The sequence below is a fragment of the Pseudomonas sp. PS01300 genome (genome assembly GCF_029960155.1).
Lineage (GTDB): Bacteria > Pseudomonadota > Gammaproteobacteria > Pseudomonadales > Pseudomonadaceae > Aquipseudomonas > Aquipseudomonas palmensis.
The window spans coordinates 44,051-61,582 of the sequence record NZ_JASCPN010000016.1 but is presented as its reverse complement, the minus strand read 5'-3'; the positions used below and the strand labels follow the sequence as shown (position 1 = coordinate 61,582).

Here is a 17,532-nt window from a genome sequence, read left to right as displayed (position 1 = left end):
AATGGAAACCCGCGCGCACCATGTGTTGATCGGGCTGGTCACCGTGCTGGTGGTGGCCGGCGCCATGCTGTTCGGCCTGTGGCTGGCCAAGTCGAGCGTCGACAGCACCTTCAAGGACTACGAGGTGGTGTTCAACGAGGCCGTCACCGGGCTGTCCAAGGGCAGTGCGGTGCAGTACAGCGGGATCAAGGTGGGCGATGTGATCAGCCTGCGCCTGGACCCCAACGACCCCCGCCGGGTGCTGGCGCAGATCCGCCTGAGCGCCGAGACCCCGATCAAGCAGGACACCCAGGCCAAGCTGACCCTGACCGGCGTCACCGGCACCTCGCTGATCCAGCTCAGCGGCGGCACCCCGCAGAGCCCGCCGCTGGAAGGCAAGGGCGGCCGGCTGCCGGTGATCGTCGCCTCGCCATCGCCGATTGCGCGCCTGCTCAACAACAGCAGCGACCTGGTGACCAACATCAACCTGCTGCTGCACAACGCCAACCGACTGTTCTCCGAAGAGAACGCCACCCGCCTGGGCGCCACCCTGGCCAACCTGGAGCAGACCACCGGCGCGATTGCCGGGCAGCGCGACGACATCCGCCTGGCCATCCAGCAGATGGCCCAGGTGGGCAAGCAGGCCGGCGCGGCGCTGGAGCAGACCAGCCAGCTGATGCGCAACGCCAACAGCCTGCTCGGCAGCGACGGCAAGCAGATCGTCAACAGCGCCGACCAGGCCATGCAGTCACTGGCGCGCAGCACCGCCACCATCGACGCGTTGCTCACCGACAACCGCGAGGCGATCACCAGCGGCGCCCAGGGCTTCAACGAACTGGCCCCGGCGATCCGCGAACTGCGCGATACCCTGACTGCCTTGAAGGGCATCTCCCAGCGCCTGGAGGCCAACCCCAGCGGTTACCTGCTGGGCCGCGACAAAAACAAGGAGTTCACCCCATGAGCCGCCCCTGCCGCACCCTCGCCCTGGCCGCGCTGCTGAGCCTGAGCAGCGCCTGCTCGATCCTGCCCAAGGCGGAGCCGGCCGACGTGTACCGCCTGCCGGCGGCGCAACCGGTGCGCAGCAACGCCGCACCCGTGGCCTGGACCCTGCGTATCAACAAGCCGCTGGCCAGCGAGATCCTCGGCACACCGCGCATTGCCGTGGTGCCGGCAGGCGACCTGATCAGCAGCTACAAGGGCGCACGCTGGGCCGACCCGGTGCCGGCACTGCTGCGCAACCGCATGCTCGACGCCTTCCAGCGCGATGGCCGGGTACAGCGGGTAAGTGCCGACGACGCCAACCTGCAGGCCGACTACGAGATCGTCGGCGAACTGCAGGCGTTCCAGAGCGAGTACAGCGATGCCGGGCTGGCAGTAGTGGTGCGCCTGGATGCGCGACTGGTGCAGGGGCGTACCCAGCGCGTGCTGGCCAGCCACAGCTTCGAGGTGCGCCAGCCGGTGGCGCAGACCCAGGTACCGGCGGTGGTCGGCGGCTTCGGCCAGGCCACCGACCGGCTGATGGCGCAACTGGTGGACTGGACCGTGGCTCAGGCGAAGAACCAGTAGCACACCGCGATGGCCGCCAGCACCCCGGCCAGCTCGGCCAGCAGCGCGCAGCCCACGGCGTGGCGTGCGCGCTGGATACCCACGGCGCCGAAGTACACCGCCAGCACGTAGAAGGTGGTTTCGGTGCTGCCCTGGATGGTCGCGGCCACCAGTGCCGGGAAGCTGTCCACCCCGTGGGTCTGCATGGTCTCGATCAGCATGGCCCGCGCCGCGCTGCCGGAGAACGGCTTGACCAGCGCGGTGGGCAGGGCATCGACGAAACGCGTGTCCCAGCCCAGCCATTCGATGACATGACGAATGCCGTCCAGGCCGAACTCCAGCGCCCCCGAGGCGCGCAGCACGCCGACCGCGCACAGCATCGCCACCAGGTAGGGCAGCAGGCTCTTGGCCACGTCGAACCCTTCCTTGGCACCTTCGACGAAGGTTTCGTACACCGGCACCCGCTTGAATGCGCCGATCAGCAGAAACAGCATGATCAGGCCGAACAGCGTGAGGTTGCCCAGGATCGACGACAGGGTGGCCAGCGCGGTGGCCGACAGGCCCGCCAGCAGCGCCATGAAGCCGCCCAGCAGCAGCGCGCCGGGCACCATGTAGGCGAGCACCACCGGGTCCCAAAGGCGCAGGCGCTGCATCACCGCCACCGACAGCAGGCCCACCAGGGTCGAGGCGCTGGTGGCCAGCAGGATCGGCAGGAACACCAGGGTCGGGTCCATAGCGCCTTGCTGGGCGCGGTACATGAAGATGGTCACCGGCAGCAGGGTCAGTGACGAGGCATTGAGCACCAGGAACAGGATCTGCGCGTTGCTTGCCGTGGTGGAGCTGGGGTTGAGCTCCTGCAGGGCGCGCATGGCCTTGAGGCCGATAGGCGTGGCGGCGTTGTCCAGGCCCAGGCCGTTGGCGGCGAAGTTCAGGGTGATCAGGCCCAGCGCCGGGTGGCCGGGCGGTACCTCGGGCATCAGGCGACGGAACAGCGGGCCGAGTACCTTGGCCAGCCAGTCGACGATGCCGGCCTTTTCGGCGATCTTCAGAAAGCCCAGCCACAGGGTCAGGGTACCGAACAGCAGCACCATGACGTCGACCGAAAGCTTGGCCATGGCGAAGATGCTCTCGACCATGGCGGCGAAGATGCCCGCGTTGCCACCCACCAGCCACTGCACCAGTGCGGAGAGGGCGGCCACCACGAAAAAGCCGAGCCAGAGGCCGTTGAGCATTGGTCGTTTCCCTTGCAAGTTGGAGCGCATGATAGCGGGGTGGGTAGGCAGACGCCATAAACGGCGGCGGCCCATTCGCCGGCAAGGCCGGCTCCTACAGGTTCGGCATCGTCTGTAGCAGCCGGCCTTGCCGGCGAAGCTTCTGGCAGGCAACAAAAAGCCCCGACGGGTCGGGGCTCTTGTGTTTCAGGCCGTCAGCAGCTTAGTGCTGAGCGGTCTCGCCAGCCGGCGCCGGGGTCTTGCTGCGCCAGTGCGGCAGCGAGTTCCAGTACGCCTGGCCCTTGGCATCGTCATACATGCCTTCCCAGCGCGAGATGACCAGTACCGCCAGGGCGTTGCCGATCACGTTCAGGGCGGTACGCGCCATGTCCATGATGCGGTCGACACCGGCGATGAACGCCAGGCCTTCGAGCGGGATGCCCACGCTGCCCAGGGTCGCCAGCAGCACCACGAACGATACGCCCGGCACACCGGCAATGCCTTTGGAGGTGACCATCAGGGTCAGCACCAGCAGCAGTTGCTGGCTGATCGACAGGTCGATGCCGTACAGCTGCGCGATGAAGATCGCCGCGATGCTCTGGTACAGGGTCGAACCGTCCAGGTTGAACGAGTAGCCGGTCGGCACCACGAAGCTGCAGATGGCCTTGGGCGAACCGTAGGCTTCCATCTTCTGGATCACGCGCGGCAGCACGGTCTCGGAGCTGGCGGTGGAATAGGCCAGGATCAGCTCGTCCTTGAAGATGCGCATCAGTTTCAGGATCGAGAAACCGAACAGGCGGGCGATCAGGCCCAGCACCATGAAGGCGAAGAAGGCGATGGCGAAGTACACCAGCAGCACCAGCTTGGCCAGCGGCAGCAGCGAGGCGAAACCGAAGTTGGCCACGGTCACCGCAATCAGGGCGAACACGCCGATCGGGGCGTAGTTCATGATCATGTGGGTGACCTTGAACATGGCTTCCGACACGCCCTGGAAGGTTTTCACCAGCGGGTCGCGGATGTCTGCCTGCAGGCTCGACAGGCCCAGGCCGAACAGCACCGAGAAGAAGATGATCGGCAGCATCTCGCCACGCATCAGCGCTGCAAAGATGTTCGACGGGATCAGGTTGAGGATGGTCTCGATGAACGCATGCTCATGCTGCACCTCGGCGGCGGTGGCCTGGTACTTGGAGATATCCACGGTGCCCAGGGTGCTCATGTCGATGCCGGCGCCCGGGTGGAACAGGTTGGCCAACACCAGGCCGACCACGATCGCGATGGTGGTCACCACCTCGAAATAGATGATGGTCTTGAGGCCGATACTGCCAAGTTTCTTCGCATCGCCAACCCCGGCGATACCCACGACCAGCGACGAAATCACGATCGGGATGACGATCATCTTGATCAGGCGAATGAAGATGTCACCTGCCGGTTGCAGGACGTTACTGATCCACCATGCCTTTTCTGCACTGAAATGGTTCAGCAACGCCCCGATGGCGATCCCCAATACCAGACCGATGAGGATTTGCCAGGCGAGGCTTAGTTTTGCCTTCTTCATGTCGTTACCCTTTGTTCAAGTGGACACGGTCACTGCCTTGAAACCTGCACTCTAGAGCCGCTGAAAGCGATTCCCTGGAGTTTTCATGGTGCAGGCAATGCGCCGTAGAAGGTCACCGCAAGTGAGCGCAAGGGGCGCTCGGACCAGCGAAAAAGGCGCAACTATTCCGATGCAGGCGCACTGAGTCTAATGCCGTAAATGACTACCCTATGCCGAATCGGCATGATCTTTTTGGCATGAAACGGACGTCCCAGCGGCAGAAAACCTACCCGTTCGGAATCCCGAATAAGGCCAAAGCGCCATGATTAGGCCGATACAGCGGTATCCACAAACCGGCAAAACAGCGTTGTTCGACAATCCGAATGCGTGAAAAACGTCATTTGGCAGGTCAAAGAAGTCAGGAATTTTTTTGATGGGTGGTCAGCCGTCTGGCCGATCTGTCACTTTCAAGCGGGGAAATGCATCAGGCTTGCGCCGGGTGCACAAGTCTGACCGGCGGCTGCCCTTGCGGCATGCGACCCCGGTCCACGACTGTGTTGCCGTTTACCACCCTGACCCGGCCCATGAAGGAGGTACTCCCTGTACCCCTAGGCCCCTCCGATCCTGTAGCAATCAGAGCAGCCCGGCCCCCTGGTCATGCGTCCGCTCTCCTCGAGCGGGCGCAGCATAGAAACTGGAACAGGCAAAAGGTTCAGCTTCCATTTGATACTGATGCGTCCGGCGACACTCAGTAGTAGTTCGGGTCTTTCTTCAGTTGCTCTTCGAGCATCTGTTTCATGCCGTCATTCGGCTCGCCCAACCAACGCTTGTCGGTGTGACGGCTGGGTGACTTGTCGGCAGGCAGGCCGGCGGGTACCTGGACCCACAGCGCGTATGCCTCATCCTTGTCCCAGCTGAATGCCACGATAAGACGGCTGCTGTCGCAGCTCTGCTCGGTCTCGCACAAGGGGCCGACCAGATACTTGTCGCCGTCTTCCTCGATCGCCGTCATCTGCTCGGTGGAAGCACCACTGAGGTTGATGACCCAATCGGGCAGCCGCTCCTGCTTTTTGACCACTTTCTGCCAGGTTTCCCGGTACTCGGGGTCCGAACCAAGCAGTTGGCTGGTCCGGACCTGGCCGTCATTGGCCGCCATCGCCGCTGTACAGGCCCCCACCATCAGGGCGCCTGCCAGGGCTCTGTAGAGCGTCCCTTTCATAGTCAACCCCTACCGCGACGACCGAAGAAGAAGGAAGCGACGAACAGTACCAGGAAGACAATGAAGAGAATCTTCGCGATACCGGTAGCGGCGCCGGCGATACCACCGAAGCCCAGTACGGCAGCGACAATGGCGATGATCAGGAAGGTGATGGCCCAACTTAACATGGTGTTTCTCCTTACCGTTTTTGAAAGCGGTTGTGTCAGATGTGGGGCATTGCTCGGTCAGAACACCCAGCGTTCCTGCGGCACGACGGTTTCCACGGTGGCCGCATCGACCGAGTGGGTACGTGGCGCGGTCCTGGCTTCCAGCATCGAAGCACGCGTGGCCTGCACATGGGCCACGTGATAAGCCTGTACGGACATCTGGTTGGCGATCTGCTTGGACTGCCAGATGCTGTACATCTGCCCTGCAACCAGGGTCAGAAGCGCCGCCAGGCAGAGAAACAGCAACTGGCGTACGTGAAGCGGGGAAATCTGCACTAGGGCGGCGGTTAACAGGTTCATGCCGGGCTCCTCTGCTGCATCGTTGTTATTGACTGATAGAGTCATTGCAGCCTGCATGCCAGCTTTTGAAATCAAATAAAACGCTTATAAATCAATAACTTATGCATGTACCGAGGGCAGCTGCAGGACGCATCCTGCACGATGCCCCCCAGGGCCTCGTGCGATTTGCACGATCAGCCCTCCACCTTGATCGCCACCTTGAGCATGTCGGCGTCCACCCCGCGCACGCCGCGGATCTGGCGGGCAATCTCCTGGGCGATGGTCTTCTGCTCGTTGCTCATGACTTCCCCGGACAGGCGCACCACCCCCTCCTGTGTCGCCACCTTGATGTTGGGCCCGTCCAGGTTGCGGCTATATAAGAAGCTGGTCTGCACCTTGTCGTTTATCCACGCGTCGCTCTGCACCTCGGCCGCTGCCGCAGCGGCCTGCTCGCGGGCCTGGGCCGGGTCGCTCACGCCCAGGCTGATCAGGTTGTTGACCAGGTACACGCCATCGGTAGAGGCCGCCACGCTGCCGGCCATCTGCTTGGCCTCGGCGCTGGTCACCCGGCCACGCAGGGTGACCACCCCGGCCCGGCTGTCGACTTCGATGGGCAGGCCCTGGGTCTGGCTGCTCCACAGCAGGCGGGCGCGGATAACCGCCCCCAGGGTGGCGTCCTCCAGGCGCTGGGCATAGGCGCGCCGTTGCAGGGTTTCATCCACAAGCTCGGGGTTGACCTGCAACTGGTTGTCGACCTGCTCGATGCCGGCGGTGGCCAGTGCCACCTGCGCCGCCAGCTCGCGCTCCACCTCGTTCTCCACCTCGCCCTGCAGGCGGGCGGTCTGACCCTGGATGGCCACTTCGATCTTGAACGGGTTGAGCAGTCGGTTGAGCGCCAGGGCGGTCTGCAAGGCGCCTTCCTGACGGGCCTGCTGCAGGCCGGGTTCGGCCGCCGAGGCGCTGGTGAAACCCAGCGGGGTGAGCAGAAGTGCGGCAGTCAGAACTGCCAACGGGCGTATTGCACGCATGATGAGGCCTCCTGTTGGTCAGAAGGAACATCATCGCAATCGTTGTGCCAGTGCTCAAAAAATAAACAAACTCATTATTTTCAATGAGTTAGTCATATTCGCAGCAGGGAGCTAGCATGCAGGGCGCGGAATCAATCAGAATCGACCATGCAACTTGCCCGATTTTTCCGAGACTAACCAAGAACATTCTTAAAGGAGCGTAGGAAAATGGAATCTGCCACGGAACATCAGGGCCGCATTCTGCTGGTAGACGACGAGTCCGCAATCCTGCGTACCTTCCGCTATTGCCTGGAAGATGAAGGCTACAGCGTGGCCACGGCCAACAGCGCCGCCCAGGCCGAAACCCTGTTGCAGCGCCAGGTGTTCGACCTGTGCTTTCTGGACCTGCGCCTGGGCGAGGACAACGGCCTGGACGTACTGGCGCAGATGCGTATCCAGGCGCCGTGGATGCGCGTGGTCATAGTGACCGCGCATTCGGCGGTCGACACCGCTGTCGATGCTATCCAGGCCGGCGCCGCCGATTACCTGGTCAAACCGTGCAGCCCTGACCAGCTGCGCCTGGCCACTGCCAAACAACTGGAGGTGCGCCAGCTCTCGGCGCGTCTGGAGGCCCTGGAAGGGGAAGTGCGCAAACCCAAGGACGGCCTGGATTCCCACAGCCCGGCCATGATGGTGGTACTCGAAACCGCGCGCCAGGTGGCCAACACCGACGCCAACATTCTGATCCTTGGCGAGTCCGGTACCGGTAAGGGCGAGCTGGCACGCGCCATTCATGGCTGGAGCAAGCGCTCGCGCAAGGCCTGCGTGACCATCAACTGCCCGTCGCTGACGGCCGAACTGATGGAAAGCGAGCTGTTCGGCCATAGTCGCGGGGCATTTACCGGGGCCAGCGAAAGCACCCTGGGCCGGGTCAACCAGGCCGACGGCGGCACGCTGTTTCTCGACGAGATCGGCGACTTCCCGCTGACCCTGCAACCCAAGCTGCTGCGCTTCATCCAGGACAAGGAATACGAGCGGGTCGGCGACCCGGTCACGCGCCGCGCCGACGTGCGGATTCTGGCAGCCACCAACCTCAACCTGGAGGACATGGTGCGCGACGGGCGTTTTCGCGAAGACCTGCTGTACCGTCTGAACGTGATTACCCTGCACCTGCCGCCGCTGCGCGAACGCAGCGAAGACATCCTGACCCTGGCCGACCGCTTCCTGGCCCGCTTCGTCAAGGAATACGCGCGCCCCGCCCGCGGTTTCAGCGACGAGGCCCGCGCCGCGCTGCTCAACTACCGCTGGCCGGGCAACATTCGCGAGCTGCGCAACGTGATCGAACGGGCGAGCATCATCTGCCCGCAGGAGCGGGTCGAGGTCAGCCACCTGGGCATGGCCGAACAACCCACCAGCAACGCGCCGCGGGTGGGGGCTGCATTGAGCCTCGACGAGCTGGAGCGCGCGCACATCGGTGCAGTGCTGGCCACCAGCGACACCCTTGACCAGGCCGCCAAGACACTGGGCATCGATGCCTCGACGCTGTACCGCAAGCGCAAGCAGTACAACCTGTGAAGCTGGCAATGAAGCTGCGCACGCGGCTTTTTCTCAGCATCTCGGCGCTGATCACCGTGGCCCTGCTGGGCCTGATTCTGGGCCTGGTCAGCGTGCAGCAGATGGCCAGCTCGCAGCAGAAGCTGATCAGCGACAACTCCTACATCCTCGACCTGGGCCTGAAGCTGCGTCAGAACCTGGGTGAACAGCTGTCCCTGCTGCTGGACCCGGACAGCGAGGTGCAGGCGCTGCAACCGCTGCAGGACAAGTTTCAGCAACTGCTCGACGAGGGCCTGAGCCATGAACGCCAGGCCGAGGGGTTTGCGGGTTTCAGTACCGCCAACCGTGATTACCAGGCCTTCCTCAAGGCCTTTCGCGACAGCCCCGAGCCCAGCCGCAACCTGGGCCCGGACCAACCCCTGGGCGAAGCCTTCAACCAGTTGCGCACCGACCTGATCGACTCGCACAAGCAGGCCCTGGCGCATATCAACCACAGTGAACAGAAGGCCCGCGAACGTGCCCTGCTGGTCTCCAGCATGCTGGGCCTGCTCGGGCTTGCCGTGCTGGTGCTGGGTTTCATCACTGCCCACGGCATCGCACGCCGCTTCGGCCAGCCGATCGAGGCGCTGGCCAAGGCCGCCGACCAGATCGGCCAGGGCAATTTCGAGGTCACCCTGCCGGTAACCCCAGCCGTGGAGATCAACCAGCTCACCCGCCGTTTCGGGCTGATGGCCGAGGCGCTGCGCAAGCATCAGGCCACCAATGTCGACGAACTGCTGGCCGGCCAGCAGCGCCTGCAGGCGGTGCTCGACAGCATCGACGACGGCCTGCTGATCATCGACCGCGAAGGCCATCTGGAACACCTCAACCCGGTGGCCCAGCGCCAGCTGGGCTGGGACGCCAGCCGCCTGGGCCAGGGCCTGGGCAAGGCGCTGCAACGCCCGGAGCTGGACGACCAGCTGCGCCTGATATTGCGGGGCGGCAGCCTGGACCGCGTGCCGGACGACCTGAGCCTGGAAATAGATGAAGAAACCCGCCTGCTGGCCTACAGCCTGACCCCGGTGTGCCATCCACAGGGGCAGATCCTGGGCGCGGTGATGGTGCTGCACGACGTCACCGAGCAGCGCGCTTTCGAACGGGTGCGCAGCGAGTTCGTGCTGCGCGCCTCCCACGAGTTGCGCACCCCGGTGACCGGCATGCATATGGCCTTCGGCCTGTTGCGCGAGCGCCTGACGTTTCCAGCCGAGAGCCGCGAGGCGGACCTGTTCGACACCATTGGCGAGGAGATGCAGCGGCTGACCCAGCTGATCAACGACCTGCTCAACTTTTCGCGCTACCAGAGCGGCTTGCAGAAGCTCGAACTGCAACCCTGCGCGATCGACGAGTTGCTGTCGCGGGCCCGCGAGCGCTTCGCAACGGCGCTGGCCGACAAGCAGATCGAGTTGCGCGTGGAGCTTGCCGCGCCACTGCCGCGCATACAAGCCGACCCGGCGCAACTGGACCGGGTGCTGGACAACCTGCTGGACAATGCCATCCGCCATACGCCGGTGGCGGGCAGTATCCGCCTCAATGCCCGGCGGCATGCCGAACGGGTGATCATCAGTATCGAGGACAATGGCGAAGGCATTGCCTATGGCCAGCAGGGGCGGATTTTCGAGCCCTTCGTGCAGGTTGGGCGCAAGAAAGGCGGTGCCGGGCTGGGCCTGGCACTGTGCAAGGAGATCGTGCAGTTGCATGGCGGGCGCATGGGCGTGTACTCACGGCCAGGGCAGGGCACGCAGTTCTACATGGCGCTGCCGGTGTAACCGCCTTCGCCTGCAGGCGCCAGCCTTGCTGGCGAAGGGGCGCTACGCCTCGTCATCGATCCGCCGCGGCCCCAGCCGCCGCCCCCGGGTCACCAGCTCGACGAACTGGCGCGCACTGAGCGGGTGCGCGAACAACCAGCCCTGGCCATAGTTGACCCCCTCGCTGTTGAGCAGCAACGCCTGGTCCTCGTACTCGATACCCTCGGCGATCACCCGCAACTGCAGGGCGTGGGCCATGCGGATGATGTGCGGGGCCACGCCGCTGCTGGCCGCGTCGTGCCCCAGGGCATCGATGAACGCCTTGTCGATCTTCAGGCAGTCCACCGGCAAGGTCTGCAGGTAGGCCAGGCTGCAATAGCCGGTACCGAAGTCGTCGATCAGCACCTGGTGCCCCACCGCCCGCAAGGCCTGCAGGTTGTCCCGCGCCACCACCACGTCGATCAGCCCGCGCTCGGTGACCTCGAAGGCGATCTGGCTGGCCGACACATGGTGCAAGGCCAGCAGGCGCGCCGCCACCCGGCCGATGCGCGGCACCATCACATCGCACGCCGCCAGGTTCACCGAGATATACAACTGGCGGTTGGCGCGCAGCAGCTGGCCCAGCTGTTCGAGCACACGCTGCAGCACGAAGTCGGTGATCTGGCGGATCTGCCCGGTGTTCTCCGCCAGCGGGATGAACAGGTCGGGGCTGGTCAGCGTGCCGTCGGGGCGACGCCAGCGCACCAGGGCCTCGGCGCCCACGCAGCGCCGGCTGGCCAGCTCGAAGATCGGCTGATACAGCACCTGCATTTCGCCACGGCGCAGCGCGCCCTGCAGCTCCGAGCTCATCGAACGGCTCTGGCGCACCAGCTGCAGCACCAGCCAGCCGATGCACCAGGCCAACAGCAGGCTGCCGGGGAACAGCAGCCAGAGCACGCCGTTCATCTTCAGCGACAGGCTTTCGCGCGGGGTGATCAGCACCAGCTGGTAGTCAGGCGATTTGGTGGGCATGCGGTATACCAGGCGATCAGGCAGTTCCATCAGGTCCACCCTGGGCGGTGGCGGCCACTGGTCGCCGGGCGGCCACGGCTGCTCCGGGCCCAGTACCGGCACGGCACGCGCGCCGTGGTCGAGCACCACCAGCAGGCTGCCACCGGGCGGCAGGTCGACCACGTCGGTCAGGTGCCCGCGCGACGTCGACACGCGAAAGTGCCCACGCCCCAGCACCAGTGCGGCGCGGTTGTCGTCGGGTTCGGTGGTGGTATTGAGCCAGTAGCTGTAGGTGGGGCCCTGGATGTCCGGTGCCCGCAGCGGGTCGAAGTTGCTGCTGCCCAGCCGGTTGGAGCACGACTGCGTGCCGTCGAGGTAAGTGGCCTCGAACACGAAGCGGTTGTCGAAGGTCACCTGCTGCAAGGCTGCCTGCATCGCACTGCTGCACCCGCGCAGGGGCTGTGCCTGAAGGGCGTCGACGCTTTCGCGCAGTTGGCCGAAGATCTGCTCCAGGCGTTCGAGAAAGCGCTCGCCCTTGGCGTTCATCTGCGCGCTTTCGCGCTGCTGCACCTGGTGCATGGCCACGCCGAGGCTGGCCAGCAGCAACAGGGTTGCACTCGCCGTGGCCGCAAGCGTGGCCAGCAGCCAGGGTCGATAGAGGAGGCGACGCAACGTGGCAAGGGCAGGCGACATCAAGAATCATCCCGTTGAATACCATGAGGTATAGCAACTGCCGGACGAATCAGCCTGCCCGTTGGGCGGTACCGCTCAGCGCTGGCTGTTCAGCACCTGCAGAATCGCGGCAGTCTGGGCATCCGGCTGGCCGTCGAACAGCTGTGGCCGAAAGCGCATCTGGAACGCTGCCAGTACATGCCGGGTGCTCACGTCCAGCTCGCCGGTCTGCTCGATGGCGTAGCCAAAGCGCGCCAGTTGCTGCTGGTACCAGGTGATGCTTGGCGGGTTGACGTCAAAGCGCGCGCGCTGCTGCGCCACCGCCTGAGCGTTGGGCCAGACGCCAAGGCCGGCGTCGGCCAGGCGTTTCCAGGGGAACATCGGGCCCGGGTCGAGCTTGCGCAGGGGCGCGATGTCGCTGTGGCCGATGATGTGTCGCGGCTGGATGCCGTTGCGCTGCACGATGTCCTTGAGCAGTACGATCAGCGCCTGGATCTGCGCCTCGCTGTAGGGGTGCCACACGCGCCCGGTGGGGGTGTCGGTGAAGCCCGGGTTGACGATCTCGATGCCGATGGAAGTGGAGTTGAGCCAGGTCCGGCCCTCCCACTGGCTGTCGCCGGCATGCCAGGCGCGACGACTTTCATCCACCAGCTGATAGATGGTCGCCGGGTTGTCGCCGATCAGGTAATGGCTGCTGACCTCACCGTGGGTCAGCAGGGCCAGCGAGCGCTCGAGGTTGGCATTGGTGTAATGCAGCACCACGAACTGGATGCGGTTGTCCTGGTTGACCGAGGGGTGGCTACGGTCGATCTTCAGGCCGGTGGCGCAACCGGCCAATGTCAGCATCACAAGCGCGGTAAGGAAGGCTTTCATGGAAATGGGGCAGGGCCTGGGCAGTCGGTAATGCAATAGCATAACGTATCCTGCGCAAACCCGTTCACCCCTGTTCGACGCGGTTGCGACCCAGGTGCTTGGCGCGGTACAGCGCCTCGTCGGCGCGCTTGAGCACTGCGTCGCTGCGCTCGCCGGAGCGGAACGCGGTGATGCCGATGGACAGGGTGATGGTCACCCGTTCGCCCTTGAAGTGGAACGGGCAGGCTTCGATGGCGCCGCGCAGCGTCTCGGCCAGCTCGATGCCGCTACCCAGCGCGGTCTGCGGCACCAGCAGGACGAACTCCTCGCCGCCGAAGCGGGCGATGAAATCGCGGCTGCGCAGACGCTTGCGCAGCTCGTTGGCAACGATCTTGAGCACCTTGTCGCCGGCCTGGTGGCCGTAGCTGTCGTTGATGCGCTTGAAGTGGTCGAGGTCGAGCATGGCCATCAGCAGGTGGCCGCCGTTTTCCTGCCAGGCGAGCATTTCCTGCTCCAGGCGCTCGGCCCAGGCGGCGCGGTTGGGCAAGCCGGTGAGCGGGTCGATCAGGGCCTTCTGGCGCTGTTCTTCAAGGTGCTCGCGGTAGCCCAGGGCTTCCTGCTCCATGCTCGCGACCCGCTCGGCCAGGCCTTGCAGGCGGCTGGCCAGTTCCTGCTCGCGCAGGTCACGCTGATGCTGGTGCTCGTCCATGGTGCCGAGCAGGCCCTCGAGGCGGTTCTCGAGGATGTGCTTGAGACTGTCGAGGTCGGCAGCGCCCTGCACGCTGCTTTGCAGGCCGTCGACCTGTTCGCGCAGCTGGGTATTGAGGTCGCGGGCGACGGAGCTGTTGTCGGCATGCCCTTCGCTGGCCTCCTGCAGGTGGCTCTGGAACGTCTCGAGGCGCTCGTTGAGCTGTTGCAGGTAGGCTTCGAATTCATGCTGGCCGGTGTCGGTGATGGCCAGCATCAGTACCGCCAGGTCATCCAGCACCGGCAGCAGCTCGTACCAGTTCAGCCCGTGCTCCAGGCGCTGACGCACCGCCAGGGCCTGGGGCTTGTGGCGTTCGGGCAGGGTCAGGTCGTCGAGCAAACCGAGCAGGGTCTGCTCGATATGGGTGGCGACGGAGCTATAGGAAGGCTCGGTGCCGTCGGGGAGGGCGTAGAGGAGTTCTTCGGGGGTGGGTTCGGGTGCCCCATCGACTTCGACAGCGTCCGCGTGCTCGGTCAGCACCGGGGCAGGCGTGGGTGGCGGTGTGAGCGCTGGGGCCTCTTCGCCAGCAAGGCTGGCGCCTACAGTGTAGGAGCCGGCATTGCCGGCGATGGGCTGCGCAGCAGCCTCGGCGTCCTCTGTGTCGACCAAGGCTTGGGGCTCGGGCAACGGCTGCAGTTCATCCACATCCGCCGCAGCCGGCGCAGGCTGCTCATGCACAGGTTCGACCACTGCTTGCGCCACCGGCTCCAGGGCCTGCGCCTCGGGTTGAGCGACCTGCGTCTCTTCTTCACGCCCGCCAAACAAGCGCTGCAGAAACCCCGGCTTGCTCGCCTCTTCTGGGTGCTCCAGCACCGCCAGCGCCTTGCCCTGCAAGCCACTGAGCTCGCTCAGCAGCAACGGCATCTCGCGTGACTGGCTGGCCCGCGCATCCAGCTGCTTGGCAAATTTCTTCAGCGGTCGGCTGACCTCGCTGGGCAACGGCAGCTTCTGCAACTGGGCCACCAGCGCGTTGAGCGCGGTGCCTACCTGGGCGATCCGGGTTTCACGGCGCTGCTCGGAATCGAGCACGGCCTTTTCCAGACGCGGGATCAACCCGGCCAGGGCGGCGTCCATGTTGTCGGTACGGATGACCTCGCGCATTTCCTTCATGCACTGGTCTACCGCGCGGTCGCTGCCTTCGGCCGCCAGGGTGCTGCGCACCAGGCCGCGGCGCAGCAGGTCGAGACGGGCGTCCCACCGGCGTTCGAGCTTTTCCTGCTGCTCGATGCTCTTGAGGTATTTTTCTTTCCAGCGTTGAGCTTCGTCGGTCATGCCAAGGTCCGCAGATAAGGGGACTAACGCAAGGCCGGAAGGGTATCGACAGTCAGGGCATCAGGCAAACGAATCTCGACCGCCACGGGGAGATGGTCGGAAATCGGCTGGGACAGCACCTCGACCCGTTCCAGGGTGAGGCTCGGGCTGAGCAGAATATGATCAAGGCAACGCTGTGGTCGCCAGCTGGGGAAGGTCGCTTCGACCTGCGGCGCAATCAGGCCCAGGTCGCGCAGCGGGGAGTGCTGCAACAGGTCGGTGGCATGGGTGTTCATGTCGCCCATCAGCACCTGGTGACGATAGCCGCCGATCAGCTCGCGGATGTAGCCCAGCTGCAACGCACGGGTTCGCGCGCCAAGCGCCAGGTGCATCATCACCACCACCAGCGCATCCTCGCCTTCACCGAACCGCACCAGGATCGCACCGCGGCCGGCCGGGCCGGGCAGCGGGTGGTCTTCGAGCAGTTGCGGCTTGAGGCGGCTGAGCACGCCGTTGCTGTGCTGGCCCAGGCGCCCGAGGTTGCGGTTGAGCTGCTGGTACCAGTAGGGGAAAGCACCCAGTTGCGCCAGGTGTTCCACCTGGTTGACGTAGCCCGAGCGCAGGCTGCCGCCGTCGGCTTCCTGCAGGGCCACCAGGTCGAAGTCGCCCAGCAGGTTGCCGATCTTCTGCAGGTTGCCGGCACGCCCCATGTGCGGCAGCAGGTGCTGCCAGCTGCGGGTCAGGTAGTGCCGGTAACGCTCGGTGCTGATGCCTACCTGGATGTTGAAGCTGAGCAGACGCAAGCGACCGTCGGACGGTAGACCACTTGCATCGATATGGTGCTCGTTGACCTGCGGTTCGTGCAGGCCGACGAGGCGCTCGGATTTCCAGCGGCGCATAGTTTCGCCTCTTATTTGGCGGCGCGTTCCTTGGCAATCAGTTGGTCAGCAACGTTCAGTACGCCGTTCGGGCCACCTGCGGTGCCCAGGTCGAAGGTGTACTTGCCGTTGACGACCATGCTCGGAACGCCCTTGATGTTGTACTGCTTGGCAAGTTCCTTGGCCTGGTTGACCTGTCCCTTGATGGCGAACGAGTTGAAGGTGGCCAGGAACTTGTCCTTGTCCACACCCTGGGTGGCCAGGAAGTCGGCCATCTCTTCAGGCTTGGTCAGGTGCTTGCGCTGGTTCTGGATGGCATCGAACACGGCCGCATGCACCTTGTGCTCCACGCCCATGGCTTCCAGGGTCAGGAACATCTGCCCGTGGGCGTCCCATGGGCCGCCGAACATGGCGGGAATACGCTTGAAGTTCACGTCGTCGGGCAGCTTTTCGACCCACGGGTTGATCGTCGGTTCAAAGCTGTAGCAATGCGGGCAGCCATACCAGAACAGTTCGACCACTTCGATCTTGCCAGGCTGGGACACCGGTACCGGGTTGCTCAGCTCGACATATTCCTTGCCGGCGATCACAGGGTCTGCGGCCTGGACCGTCATACCGAAGGCGCTGGCGGCGACCAGCGCGGCGCCGAGAATCAGATTACGCATGCGTTACTCCTGAGCAGTGATGTGTCGCCTCGTCGCGACCTGGGTTCAGACAGGCCGGGGCAGGCCCGAGTTCGTTAGTGTAACGGCAGCGGGCACAAAAAAGGGTGGCCCGGGCCACCCTTTTCATTTTTGCGCCGCTGTATTAACCCAGCGTTAAACCGGGGCTCAGTGCAGGCCCTGGATGTAGCTGGACAACGCGTCGATGTCCTTGTTGCTCAGCTTGCTGGCGATGGTGCGCATGGTGGTGGCATCGCCATCGTTGGTGCGGTTGCCTTCACGGAAGTCCGTCAGCTGTTTGGCCACGTAGCTTGCGTGCTGACCACCCAGGTGCGGGAAGCCGGCGGCGGCAATGCCCGCGCCGTTGGGCGAGTGGCAACCGGTGCAGGCCGGCAGGCCTTTTTCCAGATCACCGCCGTTGAACAGTGCGCGACCACGCTCGACCAGCGCCGGGTCGGCGGCGCCCACGCTGCCTTTCTGGCTGGCGAAATAGGCCGCGATATCGGCCAGGTCCTGATCGTTGAACGCGGCCAGCATGCCGGTCATTTCCAGCACGGTACGTTTGCCCGACTTGATGTCGTGCAGTTGCTTCTCCAGGTATTTCTCGCCCTGGCCGGCCAGTTTCGGGAAATTCGGCGCCATGCTGTTGCCGTCGGGGTTGTGACACGCGCCACATACAGCGGTTTTTGCCTGACCGGCAGCAGCATCCCCAACGATATTGCCGGCAGCGTTGGCAGCCCCGGTGATGCCTAAGGTCAACAGCAGACTCACGAATAGTTTGTTCATCAGCTAATCCAACTACGGCTAAGGGTGAAAGAGTTATGTATCGAGGCAACCTGTCTTGTTGACTCACCCAGTCAGGGTGGCCTGATCGTCCTCGTTACTGCAGTCCATGCACAAACCACGCGGCGGCATAGCCTTGAAACCCTGGGGAGCTGCTTCGACAGCCTCTGCGGTCCCTTATGTCAGGCGTGACTTCCACGCTGTAGGGATCCTGTGTAGCCTGAGCGCCGAATACGACCCTTTCAGGGTTGGGGCTGCACTGCGTCTACTGCGCAAGCTTGGTCAAGCAGCTCCCGTGCACATCCTCCTACGCTGGGATAATGCGCACACAAAAACTGGGGCATTATATACTCCCGTGCCTGAAACGGAAACGACACC

The 17,532-nt window shown here is 64.3% G+C and carries 16 protein-coding genes; 4 read left to right on the top strand and 12 right to left on the bottom strand.

Annotated elements, in window-relative coordinates; all coding sequences use genetic code 11:
• Nucleotide 1 precedes the first annotated feature (1 nt).
• Nucleotides 2-940 (top strand): MlaD family protein, encoded by a 939-nt coding sequence (locus QMX96_RS11115; RefSeq protein ID WP_043862313.1) that lies wholly within the window; start codon nucleotides 2-4, stop codon nucleotides 938-940.
• Nucleotides 937-1,545, top strand: coding sequence for an ABC-type transport auxiliary lipoprotein family protein (locus QMX96_RS11110; RefSeq protein ID WP_078481270.1), 609 nt, complete (start codon nucleotides 937-939; stop codon nucleotides 1,543-1,545). The genes QMX96_RS11115 and QMX96_RS11110 overlap by 4 nt, the downstream gene beginning before the upstream one ends.
• Here QMX96_RS11110 and QMX96_RS11105 read toward each other — a convergent pair.
• The 6 genes from QMX96_RS11105 to QMX96_RS11080 all read right to left on the bottom strand — a co-directional run bounded on the left by QMX96_RS11105 (nucleotide 1,527) and on the right by QMX96_RS11080 (nucleotide 7,001).
• Nucleotides 1,527-2,756 carry a spore maturation protein gene (locus QMX96_RS11105; RefSeq protein WP_054916019.1) on the bottom strand — a complete coding sequence of 410 codons (1,230 nt, stop codon included), beginning with the start codon at nucleotides 2,754-2,756 and terminating at the stop codon, nucleotides 1,527-1,529. The genes QMX96_RS11110 and QMX96_RS11105 overlap by 19 nt on opposite strands.
• A 202-nt stretch (nucleotides 2,757-2,958) precedes the next feature.
• Complete coding sequence (gene gltP, locus QMX96_RS11100) at nucleotides 2,959-4,290, bottom strand: glutamate/aspartate:proton symporter GltP (RefSeq protein WP_054916020.1); 1,332 nt, start codon at nucleotides 4,288-4,290, stop codon at nucleotides 2,959-2,961.
• Nucleotides 4,291-5,017: 727 nt separating this feature from the next.
• The gene (locus QMX96_RS11095; protein WP_058542001.1) at nucleotides 5,018-5,488 is read right to left on the bottom strand and encodes an inhibitor of vertebrate lysozyme family protein; all 471 of its coding nucleotides are present in this window, start codon (nucleotides 5,486-5,488) and stop codon (nucleotides 5,018-5,020) included.
• A gap of 2 nt (nucleotides 5,489-5,490) precedes the next feature.
• Nucleotides 5,491-5,655, bottom strand: a complete 165-nt coding sequence (locus tag QMX96_RS11090; RefSeq protein ID WP_009401691.1) for a DUF1328 domain-containing protein — start codon at nucleotides 5,653-5,655, stop codon at nucleotides 5,491-5,493.
• A gap of 57 nt (nucleotides 5,656-5,712) precedes the next feature.
• Entirely contained in the window at nucleotides 5,713-5,994 is a 282-nt protein-coding gene (locus QMX96_RS11085) for a hypothetical protein (protein ID WP_043862308.1), read from the bottom strand.
• Between the two features lie 173 nt (nucleotides 5,995-6,167).
• Entirely contained in the window at nucleotides 6,168-7,001 is an 834-nt protein-coding gene (locus QMX96_RS11080) for a BON domain-containing protein (protein ID WP_253086862.1), read from the bottom strand.
• Nucleotides 7,002-7,208: 207 nt separating this feature from the next.
• Here QMX96_RS11080 and algB point away from each other — a divergent pair, with 207 nt between their 5' ends.
• Entirely contained in the window at nucleotides 7,209-8,555 is a 1,347-nt protein-coding gene (gene algB / locus QMX96_RS11075; protein WP_043862306.1) for a sigma-54-dependent response regulator transcription factor AlgB, read from the top strand.
• Nucleotides 8,556-8,563: 8 nt separating this feature from the next.
• Nucleotides 8,564-10,339: a KinB sensor domain-containing domain gene (locus tag QMX96_RS11070; RefSeq protein ID WP_173925029.1), complete on the top strand. Its 1,776-nt coding sequence runs from the start codon at nucleotides 8,564-8,566 to the stop codon at nucleotides 10,337-10,339.
• 42 nt (nucleotides 10,340-10,381) lie between these two features.
• Here the strand turns inward: QMX96_RS11070 and QMX96_RS11065 are convergent, their stop codons facing one another.
• The 6 genes from QMX96_RS11065 to QMX96_RS11040 form a co-directional block, all read right to left on the bottom strand.
• Entirely contained in the window at nucleotides 10,382-12,001 is a 1,620-nt protein-coding gene (locus QMX96_RS11065; protein ID WP_043862304.1) for an EAL domain-containing protein, read from the bottom strand.
• A 75-nt stretch (nucleotides 12,002-12,076) separates the two neighbouring features.
• Nucleotides 12,077-12,853: an N-acetylmuramoyl-L-alanine amidase gene (locus QMX96_RS11060; RefSeq protein WP_043862303.1), complete on the bottom strand. Its 777-nt coding sequence runs from the start codon at nucleotides 12,851-12,853 to the stop codon at nucleotides 12,077-12,079.
• Nucleotides 12,854-12,917: 64 nt separating this feature from the next.
• The gene (locus QMX96_RS11055; protein ID WP_282361787.1) at nucleotides 12,918-14,852 is read right to left on the bottom strand and encodes a diguanylate cyclase; all 1,935 of its coding nucleotides are present in this window, start codon (nucleotides 14,850-14,852) and stop codon (nucleotides 12,918-12,920) included.
• A 23-nt stretch (nucleotides 14,853-14,875) separates the two neighbouring features.
• The gene (locus QMX96_RS11050; RefSeq protein WP_043862301.1) at nucleotides 14,876-15,730 is read right to left on the bottom strand and encodes an endonuclease/exonuclease/phosphatase family protein; all 855 of its coding nucleotides are present in this window, start codon (nucleotides 15,728-15,730) and stop codon (nucleotides 14,876-14,878) included.
• Nucleotides 15,731-15,741: 11 nt separating this feature from the next.
• Nucleotides 15,742-16,374: a thiol:disulfide interchange protein DsbA gene (gene dsbA, locus QMX96_RS11045; RefSeq protein WP_043862300.1), complete on the bottom strand. Its 633-nt coding sequence runs from the start codon at nucleotides 16,372-16,374 to the stop codon at nucleotides 15,742-15,744.
• Nucleotides 16,375-16,539: 165 nt separating this feature from the next.
• Nucleotides 16,540-17,157 carry a c-type cytochrome gene (locus tag QMX96_RS11040; protein ID WP_043862299.1) on the bottom strand — a complete coding sequence of 206 codons (618 nt, stop codon included), beginning with the start codon at nucleotides 17,155-17,157 and terminating at the stop codon, nucleotides 16,540-16,542.
• Nucleotides 17,158-17,532 lie beyond the last annotated feature (375 nt).

Bases quoted from the DNA above. Each gene is read 5' to 3' on its own strand.
- QMX96_RS11065 (WP_043862304.1), bottom strand. From the start codon at position 12,001: ATGTCGCCTGCCCTTGCCACGTTGCGTCGCCTCCTCTATCGACCCTGG.
- QMX96_RS11105 (WP_054916019.1), bottom strand. From the start codon at position 2,756: ATGCTCAACGGCCTCTGGCTCGGCTTTTTCGTGGTGGCCGCCCTCTCC.
- QMX96_RS11060 (WP_043862303.1), bottom strand. From the start codon at position 12,853: ATGAAAGCCTTCCTTACCGCGCTTGTGATGCTGACATTGGCCGGTTGC.
- QMX96_RS11080 (WP_253086862.1), bottom strand. From the start codon at position 7,001: ATGCGTGCAATACGCCCGTTGGCAGTTCTGACTGCCGCACTTCTGCTC.
- QMX96_RS11110 (WP_078481270.1), top strand. From the start codon at position 937: ATGAGCCGCCCCTGCCGCACCCTCGCCCTGGCCGCGCTGCTGAGCCTG.
- QMX96_RS11085 (WP_043862308.1), bottom strand. From the start codon at position 5,994: ATGAACCTGTTAACCGCCGCCCTAGTGCAGATTTCCCCGCTTCACGTA.
- algB (WP_043862306.1), top strand. From the start codon at position 7,209: ATGGAATCTGCCACGGAACATCAGGGCCGCATTCTGCTGGTAGACGAC.
- QMX96_RS11090 (WP_009401691.1), bottom strand. From the start codon at position 5,655: ATGTTAAGTTGGGCCATCACCTTCCTGATCATCGCCATTGTCGCTGCC.
- QMX96_RS11040 (WP_043862299.1), bottom strand. From the start codon at position 17,157: ATGAACAAACTATTCGTGAGTCTGCTGTTGACCTTAGGCATCACCGGG.
- dsbA (WP_043862300.1), bottom strand. From the start codon at position 16,374: ATGCGTAATCTGATTCTCGGCGCCGCGCTGGTCGCCGCCAGCGCCTTC.
- QMX96_RS11095 (WP_058542001.1), bottom strand. From the start codon at position 5,488: ATGAAAGGGACGCTCTACAGAGCCCTGGCAGGCGCCCTGATGGTGGGG.
- QMX96_RS11055 (WP_282361787.1), bottom strand. From the start codon at position 14,852: ATGACCGACGAAGCTCAACGCTGGAAAGAAAAATACCTCAAGAGCATC.
- QMX96_RS11115 (WP_043862313.1), top strand. From the start codon at position 2: ATGGAAACCCGCGCGCACCATGTGTTGATCGGGCTGGTCACCGTGCTG.
- gltP (WP_054916020.1), bottom strand. From the start codon at position 4,290: ATGAAGAAGGCAAAACTAAGCCTCGCCTGGCAAATCCTCATCGGTCTG.
- QMX96_RS11070 (WP_173925029.1), top strand. From the start codon at position 8,564: ATGAAGCTGCGCACGCGGCTTTTTCTCAGCATCTCGGCGCTGATCACC.
- QMX96_RS11050 (WP_043862301.1), bottom strand. From the start codon at position 15,730: ATGCGCCGCTGGAAATCCGAGCGCCTCGTCGGCCTGCACGAACCGCAG.